This is a genomic window from Micromonospora sp. NPDC048830, from assembly GCF_043198215.1.
Classification (GTDB): Bacteria; Actinomycetota; Actinomycetes; order Mycobacteriales; family Micromonosporaceae; genus Micromonospora.
The window spans coordinates 91,873-109,512 of the sequence record NZ_JBICUP010000013.1; the positions used below are offsets into that span (position 1 = coordinate 91,873).

The 17,640-nt window shown below is 75.2% G+C and carries 18 protein-coding genes and 1 tRNA gene; 1 reads left to right on the forward strand and 18 read right to left on the reverse strand.

Annotated features, from left to right (window positions below):
* Positions 1-119: 119 nt before the first annotated feature.
* The 4 genes from ACGFIZ_RS14065 to ACGFIZ_RS14080 form a co-directional block, all read right to left on the reverse strand.
* On the reverse strand, positions 120-440 hold the full coding sequence (locus ACGFIZ_RS14065; protein WP_393419168.1) for a hypothetical protein: 321 nt from the start codon (positions 438-440) through the stop codon (positions 120-122).
* 90 nt (positions 441-530) lie between these two features.
* Positions 531-1,331: a Bax inhibitor-1/YccA family protein gene (locus ACGFIZ_RS14070; RefSeq protein WP_347665872.1), complete on the reverse strand. Its 801-nt coding sequence runs from the start codon at positions 1,329-1,331 to the stop codon at positions 531-533.
* Positions 1,332-1,535: 204 nt separating this feature from the next.
* Positions 1,536-2,426, reverse strand: coding sequence for a Bax inhibitor-1/YccA family protein (locus tag ACGFIZ_RS14075; protein ID WP_393419170.1), 891 nt, complete (start codon positions 2,424-2,426; stop codon positions 1,536-1,538).
* A 106-nt stretch (positions 2,427-2,532) separates the two neighbouring features.
* Positions 2,533-2,616, reverse strand: a tRNA-Leu gene (locus ACGFIZ_RS14080).
* Between the two features lie 137 nt (positions 2,617-2,753).
* Here ACGFIZ_RS14080 and ACGFIZ_RS14085 point away from each other — a divergent pair.
* Complete coding sequence (locus tag ACGFIZ_RS14085; RefSeq protein WP_393419172.1) at positions 2,754-4,616, forward strand: hypothetical protein; 1,863 nt, start codon at positions 2,754-2,756, stop codon at positions 4,614-4,616.
* Positions 4,617-4,780: 164 nt separating this feature from the next.
* Here ACGFIZ_RS14085 and ACGFIZ_RS14090 read toward each other — a convergent pair whose 3' ends face one another.
* From ACGFIZ_RS14090 to ACGFIZ_RS14155, 14 genes are all read right to left on the reverse strand, one after another.
* The gene (locus tag ACGFIZ_RS14090; protein WP_393419174.1) at positions 4,781-6,109 is read right to left on the reverse strand and encodes an NAD(P)/FAD-dependent oxidoreductase; all 1,329 of its coding nucleotides are present in this window, start codon (positions 6,107-6,109) and stop codon (positions 4,781-4,783) included.
* Positions 6,110-6,211: 102 nt separating this feature from the next.
* The gene (locus tag ACGFIZ_RS14095; protein ID WP_393419176.1) at positions 6,212-6,781 is read right to left on the reverse strand and encodes a hypothetical protein; all 570 of its coding nucleotides are present in this window, start codon (positions 6,779-6,781) and stop codon (positions 6,212-6,214) included.
* Positions 6,778-8,139, reverse strand: coding sequence for a DUF58 domain-containing protein (locus tag ACGFIZ_RS14100; RefSeq protein WP_393419177.1), 1,362 nt, complete (start codon positions 8,137-8,139; stop codon positions 6,778-6,780). Before ACGFIZ_RS14100 ends, ACGFIZ_RS14095 begins: the two co-directional genes overlap by 4 nt.
* Positions 8,140-8,143: 4 nt before the next feature.
* On the reverse strand, positions 8,144-9,148 hold the full coding sequence (locus ACGFIZ_RS14105) for an AAA family ATPase (protein WP_393419179.1): 1,005 nt from the start codon (positions 9,146-9,148) through the stop codon (positions 8,144-8,146).
* Entirely contained in the window at positions 9,148-9,729 is a 582-nt protein-coding gene (locus ACGFIZ_RS14110) for a hypothetical protein (RefSeq protein WP_393419181.1), read from the reverse strand. Before ACGFIZ_RS14110 ends, ACGFIZ_RS14105 begins: the two co-directional genes overlap by 1 nt.
* The gene (locus ACGFIZ_RS14115; protein WP_393419270.1) at positions 9,726-10,487 is read right to left on the reverse strand and encodes a DUF4129 domain-containing protein; all 762 of its coding nucleotides are present in this window, start codon (positions 10,485-10,487) and stop codon (positions 9,726-9,728) included. Before ACGFIZ_RS14115 ends, ACGFIZ_RS14110 begins: the two co-directional genes overlap by 4 nt.
* Positions 10,488-10,505: 18 nt before the next feature.
* Entirely contained in the window at positions 10,506-11,219 is a 714-nt protein-coding gene (locus ACGFIZ_RS14120; RefSeq protein ID WP_393419272.1) for a uracil-DNA glycosylase, read from the reverse strand.
* A 19-nt stretch (positions 11,220-11,238) separates the two neighbouring features.
* Complete coding sequence (locus tag ACGFIZ_RS14125) at positions 11,239-11,925, reverse strand: dienelactone hydrolase family protein (RefSeq protein ID WP_393419183.1); 687 nt, start codon at positions 11,923-11,925, stop codon at positions 11,239-11,241.
* Positions 11,926-12,167: 242 nt separating this feature from the next.
* Positions 12,168-12,734, reverse strand: a complete 567-nt coding sequence (locus tag ACGFIZ_RS14130) for a hypothetical protein (RefSeq protein ID WP_393419185.1) — start codon at positions 12,732-12,734, stop codon at positions 12,168-12,170.
* Positions 12,735-12,817: 83 nt separating this feature from the next.
* Positions 12,818-13,642, reverse strand: a complete 825-nt coding sequence (locus tag ACGFIZ_RS14135) for a hypothetical protein (RefSeq protein ID WP_393419187.1) — start codon at positions 13,640-13,642, stop codon at positions 12,818-12,820.
* 29 nt (positions 13,643-13,671) lie between these two features.
* Positions 13,672-14,004, reverse strand: coding sequence for a PadR family transcriptional regulator (locus tag ACGFIZ_RS14140; RefSeq protein ID WP_393419189.1), 333 nt, complete (start codon positions 14,002-14,004; stop codon positions 13,672-13,674).
* Positions 14,005-14,381: 377 nt separating this feature from the next.
* Complete coding sequence (locus ACGFIZ_RS14145) at positions 14,382-15,311, reverse strand: exopolyphosphatase (protein WP_393419274.1); 930 nt, start codon at positions 15,309-15,311, stop codon at positions 14,382-14,384.
* A 1,264-nt stretch (positions 15,312-16,575) separates the two neighbouring features.
* Positions 16,576-17,085, reverse strand: coding sequence for an amino-acid N-acetyltransferase (locus tag ACGFIZ_RS14150; protein WP_393419191.1), 510 nt, complete (start codon positions 17,083-17,085; stop codon positions 16,576-16,578).
* Positions 17,082-17,639 (reverse strand): DUF501 domain-containing protein, encoded by a 558-nt coding sequence (locus tag ACGFIZ_RS14155; RefSeq protein ID WP_347665887.1) that lies wholly within the window; start codon positions 17,637-17,639, stop codon positions 17,082-17,084. Before ACGFIZ_RS14155 ends, ACGFIZ_RS14150 begins: the two co-directional genes overlap by 4 nt.
* Position 17,640: the final 1 nt, after the last annotated feature.

The window sequence follows — 17,640 nt, forward strand, 5'->3', positions numbered from 1 at the left end:
GCGGGCCGGCCGCGCGCGGCGGGCCGGCCGCGCCCTAGATCGACTCCAGTTCCCCGACATGGCGGTGTCCGGGCGCGCCGGATGCCGCCATGTCGCGTAACTGGGGGTGGATCCCCTCGTCAGAGCGCGCTCCGGGTGGCCGTCACCTCGGCGGCGGCCCGGGCCAGCACCTCGGCGGGCGGAGCGGCGGCCACCAGGTCGGCCGCGACCACCCGGAGCTGGTCGGGCAGGACGAGGTCGTTGTCGAGACGCGGGACGACGCGCCGGGGCTCACCCTCGGCGTCCGCCGCCAGGTTGGCCACCTCCTGGACCAGCCGGTGCACCAGGTCGGCCCGGGAGACGTTGCCACCCCCGGCGGTCGCCGCCCAGCGCGGCTGCTGCCAGTGCCCGACCTGCCCGACCAGCAACTCCACCGCCCGGTCCAGTTCCACTGCGCTCACGGGCCGAGTGTAGGAGGCCGCTCGGCGCAGGCGGGGCAGGCGGGGCAGGCGGGGCAGGCGGGGCAGGCGGGGCAGGCGGGGCACCGCCGTTCAGCGGCGCAGGTAGCTGATCAGGCGCAGCAGCTGCCAGTAGAGGAAGACCAGCCCGGCGAGCAGCCCGAACGCGCAGTACCAGGCGTACCGGCGGGGCAGGCCGGCGCGGACCGACCGTTCCACCAGGTCGAAGTCGAGGATGAAGCTGAACGCGCCGGCGACGATCGCCACCACCGAGAAGACGTACGCCAGCCAGCCGGCCTCGGCGGTGAGGCTGTAGACCTCCAGCGCCTGCCGCCCGGTGAACAGGTAGAAGACCAGGTTGGCCACGCTGAGCGCGACGATGCCGAGCAGCGTGCCGGCCACCAGGCGGGCCATCCGGGGCGTGGCCCGCAGCACCCGGGACCGGTACAGCAGCGCCATCCCGAGGAAGACCCCGAGGGTGCCCACCACGGCCTGCACCACGATCCCGGGGTAGACGAGCTGGAAGGCCCGGCTGGCCACCCCGAGCAGCAGCCCCTGGAGCACCGCGTACCCGGCGATCAGGGCCGGGTTGGTGCTGCCGCGCAGCGAGATGGCCAGCGCCAGGACGATGCCGGCCAGAGCGGTACCCGCCAGCGCGGCGGAGATCCACACCGCCTGCGGTACGACCACCCAGGCGGCCGCCGCCGTGACGCCGGTGAGCAGCAGCAGCCCGACGGTCCGCACCACCACGTCGTCCACCGTCATCGCCTCGGCGCCGCCCGTGCCGAGCACCTGGCGTTCGAGCCGGCGGGTGTCGTCCAGCCGGGTCAGCACCGGGTTGGAACTGCGCACCGCCACCTCCTGGCCGACGTACCCCTCGCAGTCACTGTGCACCGGCGGAGTCGGCGGTGGCGGGCAAACGCCGGGGGTGGGGCGCAGACGACGGCGCCCGCCACCGCGACAGCAACCCGCGGAACGGCCGGGCGCGAAGACGACGGCGCCCGCCGCCGCGACAGCAACCCGCGGAACGGCCGGACGCGAAAACGACGGCGCCCGCCGCCGCGACAGCGGTGGCGGGCGCCGGTCGGCGGGCGAGGGTCAGTCGTCGCCCTGGAAGTAGCTCAGCAGGCGCAGGATCTCGATGTAGAGCCAGACCAGGCTCACCAGGATGCCGAACGCGGCGGTCCAGGCGTAGCGCTGCGGCAGGCCCATCCGGACGCCCTGCTCGATCTCGTGGAAGCTGAGCACGAAGCTCAGCGACGCGACCACGATGCAGACCAGGCTGAAGCCGATGGCCAGCGCACTGCCGTCGCGCAGGCCGGTGTTGACACCGAACAGCGCCAGCACCAGGTTGATCAGCATCACCGCGAACAGGCCGACCATCGCCGCGGTCACGCCGCGGACGAACTTCGGGGTCGCGCGGATGGCCCGCGCCTTGTAGAGCATCGCCATCAGGAAGAAGACGCCGAAGCTGGCGACCGCGGCCTGGAGCACGATGCCGTCGTAGAGCGAGTTGAACGCCTTGCTCACCAGGCCGACGAAGACGCCCTCGACGACGGAGTACGCGATGACCAGCGCGGGGTTGGCCATCCGGGAGAACGAGATGATCAGGCCGAGGACCAGGCCGACCACTGCGGCGCCCATCCAGGCGGCGCCGAGCAGCGCGTCCGGCACGAGCACCCAGGCGGCCGCGGCGGAGACGCCGAGGCTGCCCAGGAGCATCACGGTCTTGACCACCACGTCGTCGATGGACATCGGCGTCACGGTGGGCGGCGCGACCTGGTGGTCGGTCGCGCCCGGGTACTGCGGATAGCCGGGCTGTCCGTACGGCCCGGTCGGTGCGTACCCGGGCGCGACCTGGTAGTCGGTAGCGCCCGGGTACTGCGGATAGCCGGGCTGTCCGTACGGCCCGGTCGGTGCGTACCCGGCGGCCCGTTCCCGCTCGGCCGCCTGGCCGAGTCGGGCGAGCACCGGGTTCGAGGTCTTCACTGTCTGGCCTCCCTCAGGGGGTCGTCGCACGTGTGACGTGCCCTTCAAGGGTAAACGCCCCGATCGACTCGTAGGAGATCACCAAGCTGAAGGGAAGCTGAGAGTGTGGTGCCCGGGGCGGGGGTCGAACCCGCACGCCTTGCGGCAGCCGCTTTTAAGGCGGCCGTGTCTGCCGTTCCACCACCCGGGCGGGCGCCACCGACGCGGCTCGACCGCGCTGTGTGCAGTGCCACCGTAGCGGGTCCACGCACGCCGTGTGCAGTGGCACGTAGCGGTTCCGGGACGACCCGGCGAACCCTGCCGGCCGTACCGCACTAGGGTCGAGCCGTGAGCAGCGCAGCCCCCACGGCCCCCGACGCCACCTCTGAACAGGATGTTCGTACCGACGCTCCGGCCCCGGCCGACTCCCGGTTGGCCCGGCTGCGGGCCGCCGCCGGCAGGAACCGGGGCGACATCGTCGTCGGGTTGGCGTTCGCGGCGCTGGCCGGCTGGCTCACCCACGGGCTGTGGCCCGACCCGTCCGGCCGGGTGCTGGCGCTCAATCCGGAGGACCAGGCCCTGTACGAGTGGTTCCTGGCGGTCGACGCGCGGGCCCTGCTGGGCGACTTCGGTCTGCTCAGCGACCGGCTCAACGCCCCGGACGGGGTGAACCTGATGGCCAACACCACGGTCATCGCGCTCGGCGTGCTGTTCGCCCCGGTCACCCTGCTGTTCGGCGCCCCGGCCACGTTCGCCCTGCTCGCCGGGATCAACCTGGCCGGCACCGCGCTCGCCTGGCACCTGCTGTTCACCCGGCTCCTGGGGGCCCGCCGGCCGGCCGCCGCACTCGGCGCGGGGCTGTGCGGGTTCGGCCCGGGGATGATCTCGCAGACCAACAGCCATCTGCACATGACCGCCCAGTGGCTGGTCCCGGTGATCGTCTGGCTGGTGGTCCGGATGCTGCGCGCCGCCGACCCGCTCGCCGGCCGGCGGAAAGCGGGTGGCGGGCGGGAGGGCCGCCCCGGCCCGGACCGGCGCGCCGTGCTCACCTCCGCCGTCGGGCTCGCCGCCACGGTCAGCGTCCAGGTCTTCGTCGGCGAGGAGGTGCTCTTCCTCTGCGCGGCGACGCTGCTGGTGATGGCCGTCGCGTACGCCCTGACCGACCGGGCGCTGCTGCGCCGGGCGCTGCCGGGCTTCGCCGCCGGGATGCTGCTCGCGGCCGGGCTGGCGCTGCTCGTGCTGGCGTACCCGCTGTGGTTCCAGTTCGCCGGCCCGCTGGGCGTCGCGGACGGGATGTTCAGCCCGCACTACTTCTCGGCGGACCTGCGCAGCTGGTGGACCCTCTCCCCGCTGTCGGTGGCCGGCAGCGACGACGCCGCGCGGCTCACCACCGGGCCGGCCGAGTACAACACGTTCCTCGGCTGGCCGCTGCTCGTGGTCGTCGTGGGGTGCGCCCTCTGGCTGGGCCGCCGCCCGCTGGTGATCGCGTCCGTGGCCGGCGCGCTGACGATGGGCGCGCTGTCGCTCGGCCCCACCGTGGTGCACGGCGGCGACCGCACCGGCGTGCCCGGCCCGTACGCCCTGCTCGCCGGCCTGCCGGTGGTGGACGGCGCACTGCCGATGCGGTTCGCGCTGGCCGTGCTGCCGCTGGCCGCGACGCTGCTGGTGCTCGCCGTGGACCGGGCGCTGGGCGTCCCCGGGCGGGCCCGTCGGCTGGTCCCGGCGGCGGTGGTTGCCGCGCTGCTGCCGGTCTTCCCGGCGCCGCTGCCCACCGCCGAGCGCCCGGCGCTGCCGGAGTTCGTCACGGGCGGGCACTGGCGGCAGTGCGTCCGCCCCGGCGGGGTGCTGGTGCCGGTGCCGCTGGCCACCCCGAAGGAGCCCTGGCCGATGCGCTGGGCCACGGCCGCCGACGCCGCCTTCGGCATGCCGGAGGGCTTCTTCATCGGCCCGTACGGCCGGGACGGCACCGCCGCCATGGGCACCTGGAAGCGGCCCACCTCCGCGCTGCTGGCGGACGTGGCGAAGCAGGGCGGACGGCCGGTGGTGGGCGACAGGGAGCGGCAGCAGGCGGCCCGGGACGCCGACCGGTGGGGGGCGTCCTGCTTCGCGCTGGCCGTCGACACGCCGCACGCCGAGGACCTGCGCGCCACCCTGGACCAGCTCTACGGTCCGTCCACGAGGATCGCCGACGCCTGGGTCTGGCGCGTCTGACCCGCCGGCGGCCGCCGCCGCGTGTCGCGTGGCGGCCCGTTCGGCTGCCGCCGCGTACCGGGGGCCCGGTGTGCTGCGGTGGGCATCCGACGCGCCTCCCGCAGAGCGCGCGAAAGGGCCCCCTCCCTACCGTTTCAGGTAGAGAAGGGGCCCTTCCGGACACCTCAGACGCGGGGGGCCACCGGCTGGGACGCCTCGATGAACTCCTCGCGCGGGTCGTGCAGCTGGCCGAGCGCGACCACCTCCCGCTTGAGGAAGAACGCCAGCGACCAGTCCACCACGACCCGGACCTTCCGGTTGAACGACGGGATCCGGCTCATGTGGTACGTCCGGTGCATGAACCACGCCGGCCACCCGGTCATCTTGATCCCGTAGACCTGGGCGACGCCCTTGTGCAGGCCGAGGCTGGCCACGCTGCCGGCGTGCTTGTGCCGGTAGTCGACCGGCTCCCGCCCGCGGATCACGTTCGCGATGTTGTCGGCCATCCGGCCCGCCTGACGCACGGCGTGCTGGGCGCTCGGCGAGCAGAAGTTGCCCGGCTCCTTGGTCAGGTCGGGCACCGCCGCGCAGTCGCCGGCGCTCCAGGCGCCCTCGACCACCCGGTCGCCGTCCACGACCTGCAGCGTCGGCCGGCAGGTGACGCGGCGGCGGTCGTCGCGCGGGAAGTCGGTGGCGTCCAGCATCGGCGACGGCTTCACGCCGGCCGTCCAGACGATGGTGTCGGCGCGGAAGCTGTCCCCGTCCGAGAGCTTGACCACCCCCTCGACGCAGGACTCCAGCCGGGTATCCAGCCGGATGTCCATGTTCCGCTTCAGCAACTGCTGCACCGTGTAGGCGCCCATGTCCCGGTCGACCTCGGGCAGCACCCGCTGGGTCGCCTCGACCAGCACCCAGCGCATGTCCTCCGGCTTGAGCTCCGGGTAGTACCGCAGCGCGTCCCGGGCCATGTCCTCCATCTCGGCGAGCGCCTCGATGCCGGCGTAGCCGCCGCCGACGAACACGAAGGTCAGCGCGGAGCGGCGCAGGTCCGGGTCGGGGGTCACGGCCGCCACGTCGAGCCGGTCCAGCACGTGGTTGCGCAGGTAGATGGCCTCGCCGATGGTCTTGAACCCGATGCCGTGCTCGTGCAGGCCGGGGATCGGCAGCGTCCGGGAGACCGAGCCGGGGGCCACGACGACGTGGTCGTAGGCGATCTCCCGCGTCGGGCCGCTGATCGGCTGCACCGTGGCCACCTTGCGGCCGTGCTCGATGCGGGTGACCGCACCGGCCACGACCGTGCACCGCCGCAACACGCGCCGCAGCGGCACCACGGAGTGCCGCGGGGAGATGTTGCCCGCGGACGCCTCGGGCAGGAAGGGCTGGTACGTCATGTGCGGCTGCGGGTCGACGACGATGACCTCGGCCTCACGCGAGCTGAGCTTCTTCGACAGGCGCAGGGCGGCGTACAGCCCGACGTGCCCGGCACCGACGACAAGGATCCGCTTCGGATTCACGTCAACTATCTTTCCCCGGGCGGCTCGGCTAATCCCGAGCGATACCCCCTTCTGTGACCCAACACAACACCTGTGAGCTGCACAACGTCTGCTCACGTCCCGTCATTTGCGACGCATCAGCCACCCCAGCAACGCGCTCACGCCCACGGCGACGAGCAGCCCCGCCACCGTCGCGGCGAGGAAGCCGCGGTCGGTTCCGGCGTCGGCGGCCCGCAGCAGCAGCACCCCGAGCACCGCCGAGGCGAGCAGCACCCCGCCGGCCCGGGTGAGCCAGCGCACGACGAGCTCGGGGTCCACCACCGCGTCGTACGGCAGCAGCGCCGCCAGCGCGCACAGCGAGTGCGCCAGGTACAGCGCCGCCGCCACGGCGAGCAGCCGCCAGAGCGCGATCGGCCGCTCGTACCCCTCGGTGGCCAGCAGCCAGCCACCCACGGTGACCAGGGCCGCGAAGGTCGGCCACACGCGGCGCGGCCCGATCGCCGGCAGCAACGCCACCACCGCCAGGGCGGCCAGCGACCGCCCGGCGAAGACCTCGGCCGGGTACGCCAGCAGCAGCCCGGCCAGCCCGGCCACGAAGACGCCGACGCGGACCAGCAGCGGCGCGAGGCTGACCCGGTCGGCGGCCGAGCGTGCCGCCCGGGCCCGTTCCGTCACCGCCTCGACCGGGTTCATCGCGCGCCCGCCCTCGGGGCGGTGGCGAGCCTGGCCACGTCCCGCAGGACCTCGTCCAGGCTGCCCGCGCCGGCCCAGCGGACCACCGGCACGCCGTGCTCGCGGAGCTGGCAGATCATAGTGTCCCGGTCCAGCCGCCACAGCCGGAAGGCCACCTCCGACCAGCCCTTGCGGCCCGGCGGGGGCAGGTCGGCGGGGAGCGTGTCCACGGCCACCACGAACCGCCCGGAGCGGGCCATCCGGGCCAGCATCTGCGCGGACCGCTCGTCCAGCAGCGGGGTGAGCACCACCACCAGCGCGTCGGAGGAGAGCAGGTGCGGGCCGAAGACCGGTTCGTACGGCTCGTGCGGCGCCGACTCGGCCTGCACGTCGAGCAGCCACTCCAGCAGCGTCAGGTACTGCCGCCGGCCGGTGGCCGGGCGCAGCCGGCGGGCCGCCGGCCCGTACTCCAGCATCGCCACCCGGTCGCCGCGGTGCAGGTAGTGCTCGCCGATGGCGGCGGCGGCCCGGACGGTGGTGTCCAGCACGGAGGCGGCCCCGCCGACGCCGCCGGAGCGGCCGGCCTCGGCGAGCACGTCGAGCAGGATCACCACCTCGGCGTCGCGGTCGGACAGGGTCGCCGCGACGTGCAGCTGCCGGGCGCGCAGCGAGACCCGCCAGTCGATGCGCCGCAGCCGGTCGCCGGGGGCGAACACCCGGACCCCGGCCAGCTCGCCGCCCTCGCCGGGGCGGCGGGAGTGGTGTGCCCCGACCAGGCCGGCGGCCCGGGGCATCGCCTCCACGGCCTCGAACGGCTCCGTCTTCGGGTACACCCGGGCCCGCACCGGCTCGGCGATCGTGGCCCGGGACACCAGCAGGCCGCCGGCGGCGGCGACCCGGGCGCCGGCCGGGCCGACCGGGTGCCGGCCCCACCGCCGGGCCGTGCCGGACAGCTCCAGGTCGACGGCGGTGTCCGGGTCGACCACGGTCACGAAGGGACGGTCCACCCCGGTGCGGGACAGGTCCGCCCGGGCGCCGCCCACGCCGGCCCGCTTCATCCACAGCCACGGCGAGACCCGGGTACGGACCACCGCGACGTCGTACCCGACCGTGTCCGGGTTGCCGACCGTGACGGTGGCCGTGAACTCCCCGCCCTCGACCAGGTGCCCCTCGTCGGCGGCCACCCACACCTGCGGCCCCGCGGTTGGCCGGCGGCGCAGCGCGTACGCGGTGCCGAGCGCGAACGGGACGGCGAGCACGACCAGGTCGACGCGGCCGAGCAGCACCCCGGCGATCAGCAGCAGGCCGGTGAGCAGCACCGCCCGGCCGAGCGCCCAGGTGGGGGCCCAGCCCGCCGCCGGCCCCTGTCCGGTCGACACGACGTCAGTGGCCGGCGCCGGCGGCGTAGCTGGGCAGCGCGCCGCTCGCCGGGGCCGGGGTCTGGTCGAGCACCTCACCGACGACGAAGGACGGGTCGACCCGGCGCAGCCACATCTCGGGGCGCAGCGTGATCCGGTGCGCCAGCGCCGGGACGGCCACCTCCTTGACATCCTCCGGCACCACGTAGTCCCGGCCGGCGAGGACCGCCCGGGCGCGGGCGAGCAGCAGCAGCGCCAGCGAGCCGCGCGGGGACGCCCCGACCAGCACCGACGGGTGTTCCCGGGTCGCGGCGGTCAACTGCACGATGTAGCGGCCGAGGGAGTCCTCCACCACCACGTCCTCCAGGGCGGCCTGCATGGCCCGCAGGGTGGCGGCGTCGACGACCGGCTTGATCTCGGCCTCCTCGCGGCGGCGGGCGATGCGCCGGCGCAGCACGTCCCACTCCTCCTCGTGGTCGGAGTAGCCGAACGACACCCGCAGCAGGAACCGGTCGAGCTGCGCCTCCGGCAGCGGATACGTCCCCTCGTACTCGATCGGGTTCGCGGTGGCCAGGACGTGGAACGGCTCGTCGAGCCGGTAGGTCACGCCCTCCACGGAGACCTGCTTCTCCTGCATCGCCTCGAGCAGCGCCGACTGGGTCTTCGGCGGCGTCCTGTTGATCTCGTCGGCGAGCAGCAGGTTGGTGAAGACCGGGCCGGCGCGGAACGCGAAGTCGCCGCTGCGCTGGTCGTAGAGGAACGAGCCGGTGACGTCGGCGGGCAGCAGGTCCGGGGTGAACTGGAGGCGGCGGAAGTCCAGGCCGAGGGCCTGGGCGAAAGACCGGGCGGTCAACGTCTTGCCGAGGCCGGGCAGGTCCTCCAGCAGCACGTGGCCGCCGGCCAGGATGCCGGAGAGGACCAGTTCCAGGGCCTCCCGCTTGCCGACCACGACCGAGCCGACCGCGTCCAGCACCGTCCGGGCCAGGCGGCCCACCTCGGCGGCGGGTACGGTCCGGTCCACGTCGTTCATCAGATCTTCTCCAGTTCGGCGACGATCGCCGCGAGCTCGCGCGGCGAGGGGGTACGTCGGGGCGGGGCGTCGAGGAACGCCCACAGCCGGTCGCCCAGCAGGGCACGGGCGCGGGCCGGGTCCGACTCGCGGGTCACGCCGTGCCGCTGGCGCAGCCGCTCGTCGGCCAGTTCCCCGAGCCGGGGCAGGATCACCTTGGCGAACCGGTCGGGGTTGCCCCCGCACCAGTCCAGCGGGCGTTCCCAGCCGATGACCGCGGCGCGCAGCGCGTCCCGGGCCGCCCAGTGGTAGTGGCCGTCCTCCTCGCCGGCGGGCGCCCGGCCCCCGGCCCGGGGCGGGGGCGGCGGGGTGAGCGCTGCGGTGACCCGGCGCACGGCGAGCAGGGCGAGCACGCCGGCGACGACGATCCAGAGCGAGACCTGCAGGCCGACGGCCCGCAGGCCGGTGACCACCACCGCGGTCAGCGCCCCGGCCGCGGCCAGGGCCTTCAGCACGGAGCGGACCCGCCCGCCCCCGGTCGGCCCGGCCGGCCGCGGGCGTTCCTCCTCGAACGTCAGCAGGTCGTGGATGCTGGTGCTCACACGCCCACCACCCCGCCCGTGGCGGCGGGCGTCGACCCACCGGCGGCCACGGCGGTCAGCTCGCCGCGCAGCCGACGCAGGGCGGCCCGGGCCTGGTCGCGGGTACGCTCGCCGACCGGCCGGGTGGCGTACCGGGCCTCGCGGTAGACGTGGGCGAACTCGGCCAGCACGTCGGCGCTGACGATCGCCGGCACCCCGGCCTCGGGGTCCCCGCGCAGCAGGCGGGTGACCAGGTCGGTGGGGGTGTCTCCGGCCCGCCGCCGCACCCCGACCGCGGCGGCGGCCTCCTCCAGGCGTACCCAGCAGGCGATCACGGCGGTGCGCGGGTCCACGTCGGCGTCGTCCAGCTCGACCAGGCCGGCGTCGAGCGCGGCGACCACCTCCCGGGCGGTGCCCTCGGCGGTGCGCCGGGCCCGGCTCTGCGGCAGCGCCCGGGTGCTGCGCCGGGCCACGCCCCGCAGCAGCGTCCACGCCAGGTAGCCGAGGGCGACGGCGATCGCCAGGCCGAGCAGGATCAGCGCCACGGTGCCGAGCCACCCGGGGATGTGCGCCCGGGTGCTCTCCCCGGCGTCGCGGGGCTCGGCCGGGAGCGACGGCGGTGCCACGGAGGGGTACTCCGGCACGTACGGGACGTTGTCGACGGCCGGCGGGATGCGGCTGGCCCCGATCGACGAGTGACCGGCGGCGAGCGCGGCGACGGCGAGCAGGACGGTCACCGCCGCGACCGGCCACCACCTGCGCAGCACGCCGAGGTCCATCGCCACCGTCCCATGCCGTCAGTCCACTTCGGCCAGCCGCTTCGCCCGGTCGAACACGTCGTCGAGCATCGCCGGCGTCAACCGCCCGGTGAAGGTGTTCTGCTGGCTGACGTGGTAGCAGCCGAGCAGATCCGGTACGGCCCTGCCGGACCAGTGTGCCCCATGGCCGAACGCCGGTCGCGGGCTGGGCGGGCGGACGCCGTACACCTCGCGCAGCGTGGGCCACCACGCGGCCCAGGCGAACGCGCCCAGCGCGACCACGACGCGCAGGGTCGGCCGGATGAGCGCGACCTCGCGGTGCAGCCACGGGGCGCAGGTGTCCCGCTCGGCCGGCGTCGGCTTGTTGTCGGGCGGTGCGCAGCGCACGGCGGCGAAGATGCGGGTGTCGCGCAGGGCCAGCCCGTCGTCGGCGGCGACACTGGTCGGCTGGTTGGCCAGGCCGGCCCGGTGCAGCGCGGCGAAGAGCACGTCGCCGGAGCGGTCCCCGGTGAAGATCCGCCCGGTGCGGTTGCCGCCGTGCGCGGCGGGGGCCAGTCCGAGGATGGCGATCCGGGCGTCGGCGGCGCCGAAGCCGGGCACGGGCCGCCCCCAGTACTCCTGGTCCCGGAAGGCCGCCCGCCTCGTCCGGGCGACCTCCTCCCGCCAGGCGACCAGGCGGGGGCAGGCGAAGCAGGCGCTGACGGCGCCGTCGAGGTCGGGCAGGTCGGTCGCCCGCGCGGCGCGGGCGACCACCTCGCCGGGGGTACGGGGCTCAGCCAAGCTTCGCCCGGAACAGTTCGAGGGTGCGGGCCCAGGCGGTGGCCGCCGCGCGCTGGTCGAAGTGGCCCGGCCGGTCCTCGTTGAAGAACGCGTGCGCGGTGCCCGGGTAGTCGTAGGTCTGGCAGGCGCCGCCGGCCGCCTCGATGGCCTGGCGTACGGTCTGCACCCCGTCGGCGGCGGAGGTGCCGTCCGCCTCGGAGCAGTGGATGAGCGCCGCCTTGCCCGCGTAGTCGACCCAGTCGGCGCGCATGCCCTCCCAGGGCAGCCGGGGGTAGAAACCGGCGGTGGCGACGATCCGCTCGGAGCACGTCCCCGACCAGAGGGCCAGGCTGGCGCCGGCGCAGAAGCCGGCGCAGCCGACCGGGCCGCGCACCTCCGGACGGGCGGCGAGGTACTCCGCGGCGGCGGCGATGTCCGTGGCCGCCTCGTCCATCTGCGTGCTGTTCAGCATCTGCCGGGGCTCACTCGGCCGGCTGGCCGGCCCGCCGTGACGGAAGTCCGGCGCGAGGGCGACGAAGCCCGCCTCCGCGAAGCGGTCCACCACCGCCCGTACGTGGGGCACCAGGCCCCACCAGTCCTGGATGACGATGACCGCCGGGCTGGCCGCACCGCCGGAGGGTATCGCGAGATACCCCTCGCTCGCCCCTCCGTTGCTGGTGAAGCTCACCATCTCGCCCATCGACCCGTCCTCCTAGCGGTCAGTCATCGTCGGCTGGTCGCAGGGTGTTCCTACGTGCCGGTAGCCTCCCACGCCGCGACGGCCGCCGGAAGACGGCGGAACAGTGGCGTTCACCTCCCGTTGTCCCGCCGGTGACCCCCGGTACGCCGGTGGCGGCGCGGTCGTCCCGCGCCGCCACCGGCCGGTGCCGGGCCGTTCGGGTCGGGCCGTTCGGGTCGGGCCGGCACGCGGGGTACGGCCCGTCAGGCCTTCTTCGTCAGGCAGAGCAGGTAGCCGGTGCTGCCCGGCTTGATGTTGTAGAAGAAGTAGCCGTCCTGGCCCGGCTGGAGGAACTGCTTGCAGGCCTCGCCCGTCCTGGCCTGGGGCTCGGTCTGCCCGTTCACCCGACCGGCCACGGTGTACACCGCCTTGGTCGAGGTGCACGGTACGACCTCGGCGCCCCTGGCGTCCTTGCGCTCGCCGTCGGTCACCGCCGGCAGCTCGGCGAGGCAGTCGCCGGCCTTGGCATCGGCCGTGGCGTCCTCGTCGAACGCGGCGGCCACGGCGGTGCCGAGCCCGAACTTGAGCGCCGCGACCACACCGACGGCGACCAGCGCGGCGACGACGCCGAGCACCTTGCGGGCGGCGGACCGCTTCGCCTCCGGCTGCTCGCCGTCCACCTCGGCCTGCTCCGTCCCCTGCCCGGCCGTCGTCGGCACTGTCTCCTGCCCGGCCGCCGCCGGCCCTGTCGGCCGCTCGGCCGGCTGGTCGGCGGGCCGGGGCGCGTCCTCGGACGACGCGGCGGGGGGCATAGCGACCTGCTCTGACACGGGGATTCCTTCCGAGGGGCGGATGAGCAGACGAAACCGTAGCGATCACCATCGTGGGGCGGTGTCCCGTTCGGCTCGTCCGTTCAGCCAATTTCCACCCGAGGTTCACCCGGCCGGGCGCCACGGCACGTCAGGGCGCCGGAAGGACCCGGCGCCCCGACGTGTGACGTGGCCCATAGGTCAGGAGGTGGGCTCCGGCGCCCCGCTCGGCGCCGACCCGCCCGGCGCCGCCCCGCTCGGCGCCGACCGAGCCGCCCCTCGCTGTCGTATACGAAGACGTCCCGGATGAACGGCGCGTCCACTGACGCCGGTTGGTACCCCGAGTCGTTCCGGCCCAGCTGGCCGTCCGCGTCGGCGAAACCGGCGACCGCGAAGACGGCGAGAACCGCCGTGCCGGCACGGAGCGCGAGCCGGGGCCAGCGCCGCAGCGCCGGCGTGCGCCGGCCGAGCCACACCGAGGCGATCACGCAGACGGTGAGGAGCAGCAGCGCGGCGAGGGTGCTGCCGCCCAGCCTCGGCAGCAGCCCGAACGCCGCGCCCGTGGTGGCCGTGGTGATCAGCATGGCGGCCAGGTATCCGCGTAGGACCCACCACGCGGGGCGGAGCAGCCGCAGGTACTCGCTCGCGGAGGCGTACTCCAGGACGGGGCCCAGCCGGGAGTCGGCCACGCGCAGCCGGGCGCGCAGCCGGGCCGTGGCGGCGGCGACCCGCTGGTCGAGGTTGCGGGCGGCGGCCGGACCCCCCGCGCCGGCCGCCGCCCGCAGCTCCGCCGCGTACGCCCCCAGCCGGTCGGCCAGCGGCCCGTCGCCCTCGGCGACCACCTCGGCGAGGTGCTCGGGCAGGTCCTCGGTCAACTCGTCGCGGACGGCCGGCGGCAGATCCGCCAGGGCGGCCCGGACCCGGGCCACGTACTCCGCGATCTCCTACTCCATGACGGTCATGCCGCCGTCCCCCGATCGTCGAGCAGACTGTCCATGGTGGTGGCGAACGAGCGCCAGAGCTTGCCGGAGCGGGTCAACTGGTCCCGGCCGGCGGCGTTGAGCGAGTAGTACTTGCGGTGCGGGCCCGACTCGCTCGGCACGACGTACGTAGTCAGCAGGCCGGCGGCGAAGAGCCGGCGCAGCGTGCCGTAGACCGAGGCGTCGCCGACCTCCTCCAGTCCGGCCTCGCGGAGCCGGCGCAGGATGTCGTACCCGTAGCCGTCCTCCTCCCGGAGCACGGCGAGCACCGCGAGGTCCAGCACGCCCTTCAACAGCTGGGTGGTATCCACGCATCACACACTAGTGCGCATTGCGTAATACCGTCAACGAACGCGATCGGCAGCGGCGGTATCGGCACGCACAGTGAGGCGCTGGCTGGCGCGGCATCCACCCTTCGGCCCCTTTGCTCTGCACCCAAGGAGGCGACACCGCCGTGAACAGGGGCGGAAGAAGGCACCCGCCTTCGCGAAGATGGCGGCGGGGTCACGGAGCGTGCCTGCCGCGTCGGCGGGTGCAGAGCAAAGGCGTCGCAACGGGCGACGGACGGCAGGCGACGCGCGGCAGCGGACTGGTGACACCAGCGCCTGGGGACCCCGCGTTGTCGGCGATGTCGGGTGGGCGGGGTGGCCTGGATACCGCGATGTCGCCGACATGGCAGGGCCGGCGGCTAGGCGAGACTCCAGGCGATGCCGTCGAGGATGTCGTGCTCGGAGGCGACCACGGACGGCATCCCGGCGCGTTCCATGATCACGCGGAGCACCAGGGCGCCGGCCCCGATCACGTCGGCCCGCCCCGGGTGCATCGCCGGGATCGCCAGCCGCTGCTCGCGGCTCTTGCCCAGCAGGTCGGCGGTCACCCGGGCCACCTCGTCGTACGACACGCGGGCGTGGTGGATGCGCTCGGGGTCGTACCCGGGGAGCCCCTCCGCGACGGCGACCACGGTGGTGACCGAGCCGGCGAGCCCGACCAGCGTGGCGGCCTCCCGCCCCGGCACGGCCGCCAGCGCGCGGTCCACCGCGGCGGCGATGTCGGCCTGCGCGGCGGCGATCTGGTCCAGGCCCGGCGGGTCGCCGTGCAGGTGCCGCTCGGTCATCCGGACGCAGCCGACGTCCACCGAGATCGCGGCCCGCACGCCGCCCTCGCGGGTGCCGACCACGAACTCGGTCGACCCGCCGCCGATGTCGACGACCAGGTACGGCGGCTGCGCGTCGGCCGGCAGGCCCCGGACCGCGCCGGTGAACGAGAGCCGGGCCTCCTCGTCGCCGGTGACCACCTCCGGGGCGACGCCGAGGGTCTGCTCCACCATCGCCCGGAAGTCCCCGGCGTTGGAGGCGTCCCGGGACGCCGACGTGGCGCACATCCGCACCCGCTCCGCGCCCAGCTTCTCGATGTCGGCCGCGTACGAGGCCAGCACGACCCGGGTCCGCTCGATCGCCTCCGGGGCGAGCCGGCCCGTCCGGTCGACGCCCTGGCCGAGCCGGACGATCTCCAGCCGCCGGACCAGCTCGACCAGCGGCGCGTCCGGCCCGGCGTCCGGGCCGGGCAGGTCGGCGACCAGCAGTCGGATGGAGTTGGTCCCGCAGTCGATGGCGGCCACGCGCGTCGTCACGGCAGCAACCCTACGGCAGCGGGCCGGGCGCGGCCGGCCGAGCCGCCTCCGCGGCCGGCCGAGCCGCCTCCCCGGGCGGGCGGGCCTTCCCGGGCGGGCGGGCCTCCCCGGGCGGGCGGGCCTCCCCGGGCGGGCGGTCTTCGACCAGGCCAGGAACGCGTCGCCGACCGGGAGCGCGCCGAGGGCGTACCGGCGGGTCCACGGGGTGTCGACGGGCAGGCCGACCAGCTCACCGTAGTTCGCCAGCGCCCCGGCGAGCGCGGCGTCGCCCTGGGACTGCGCGGCGCCGAGGGCGACCACGGTGGCCGACAGGCTCACCCCGAGCACCAGCGGGCCGGAGTCGACGTCGCCCGCTCCCGTCATGCCGTCCGGGTACTCGCGCACGGCCGGGCCGAGCCCGAGCGGCGCGGCCACGTACCGGTCGCGGAAGCGCAGGTACTGCTCGCGGGCGAACGCCGGGTCGACGTCCACCAGGAACCGCTGGATGACGCTCTGCGAGGTGGCCCGGGCCACCTCGGCCGGGGCGCCGGTGGCCAGGTCCACCCGGTGCGGCAGCAGCCCGGTACGCGGGTCCAGGCGCTGCCGGACGCCGTCCAGCCAGCGCGCCACGGTCGGCGCGAAGCGGGGCGGCAGCAGCGCGTCGTGCAGCCGCAGCGAGGCCACGGCCACGGTGGAGTCCACCGGCCACGCCTGCCCCGGGTACGCGGCCAGGTACGGCGACGCCGACGCGTCGAACGCGGCCCCGATCGCGGCCGACGCGTCGGCGAAGCGGCGCACCTCGGCCGGGTCGCGGCCGGCCGCCGGTTGCAGGGCAAGCACACCGCCGCGCAACCAGTTCGTCCAGCCCTGCCAGAAGATCCCGTACGCGGGGACGAGCCCGGCGTCGAACGGGGCCCGCCCGGCGGGCGACTCCAGCCGCGCGAGCGCCCAACGGGCCTCCCGCAGCGCCGTCCCCCGCCGCCCCGCCGGCGCCCGCAGGCCCAGCTCGACGTGGGCCAGCCCGTACAGCGCGTGGGTGAAGAAGTAGCCCTCCGGGAACAGCGCCTGCGCGTCCTCGCCCGCGCCGTCGTCGAGCGCGGCGCGCAGGAAGGCGAGCTGCCGGGCCACCCCCGGCGGCTGACCGGCCGGGCCGGCGGTGGCCGGCGCGACCAGGCGTACCGCCCCGGTCAGGGCGACGGCGGTCAGCAGCACGGCGCACACCCGACGCACTATCCACATCACGCCAGGATGCCGGACGTGATCAAGCACGCCCCTACAGGCGCAGCAGCATCCGGGTGTTGCCCAGGGTGTTCGGCTTGACCCGTTCCAGGTCGAGGAACTCGGCGACGCCCTCGTCGTACGAGCGCAGCAGCTGCTCGTACACCGGCTGCGGTACGGGCGCGCCGTCGATCTCGCGGAAGCCGAACCCGCCGAAGAACCGGGTCTCGAAGGTGAGCACGAAGATCCGGGCCACCCCGATCTCCCGGGCCGCCTCGATCAGCTCGGCGACGAGCCGGTGCCCGATCCGCTGCCCCCGGTACGCCGGGTCCACGGCGACCGTGCGGATCTCGGCCAGGTCCTCCCACATGACGTGCAGCGCCCCGCAGCCGACCACCGCCCCGTCGGGCGCGACCGCGACGCGGAACTCCTGCACGTCCTCGTACAGCGTGACGGTGGCCTTGCTGAGCAGCCGCCGGTCGTCGGTGTAGGTGTCCACCAGCCGCCGGATGCCGCGCACGTCGGAGGTGCGGGCGCGGCGCACCACGACGTCGTCGGTGGTCACGGCTGCCCCGGCACGTCCACGCAGGGGCCGGCCGTCCACCACTTCTCCACCAGCGCCAGCGTCTCGTCCCCGAACGGGTTGACCCCCGGGCCGGCGCCGAGCGCGTGGCCCAGGTGCACGTGCAGGCACTTCACCCGGCCGGGCATGCCGCCGGCCGAGATGCCGGCGATCTCCGGCACCTCGCCGATCGCCTCACGGCGGGCCAGGTAGTCCTCGTGCGCCGCCCGGTACCGGGCGGCCAGCTCCGGGTCGGCGGCCAACCGCTCGGCCATCTCCTTCATCAGCCCGGCGGACTCCAGCCGGCTGCACGCGGCGGTCGCCCGGGGGCAGGTCAGGTAGAACAGCGTCGGGAACGGCGTCCCGTCGGCGAGCCGGGGGGTCGTCTCGACGACGTCGGGCAGGCCACAGGGGCAGCGGTGGGCCACCGCCCGGGTGCCGCGTGGCGGGCGTCCGAGCTGCGCGGCCACCGCGGCCAGGTCGGCCTCCGTGGCCGGTTCCCGTCGCGGCGGGGGTACGGAGCCCGCCGCCGGCTCCTGCGGTGGTACGACAGTCACG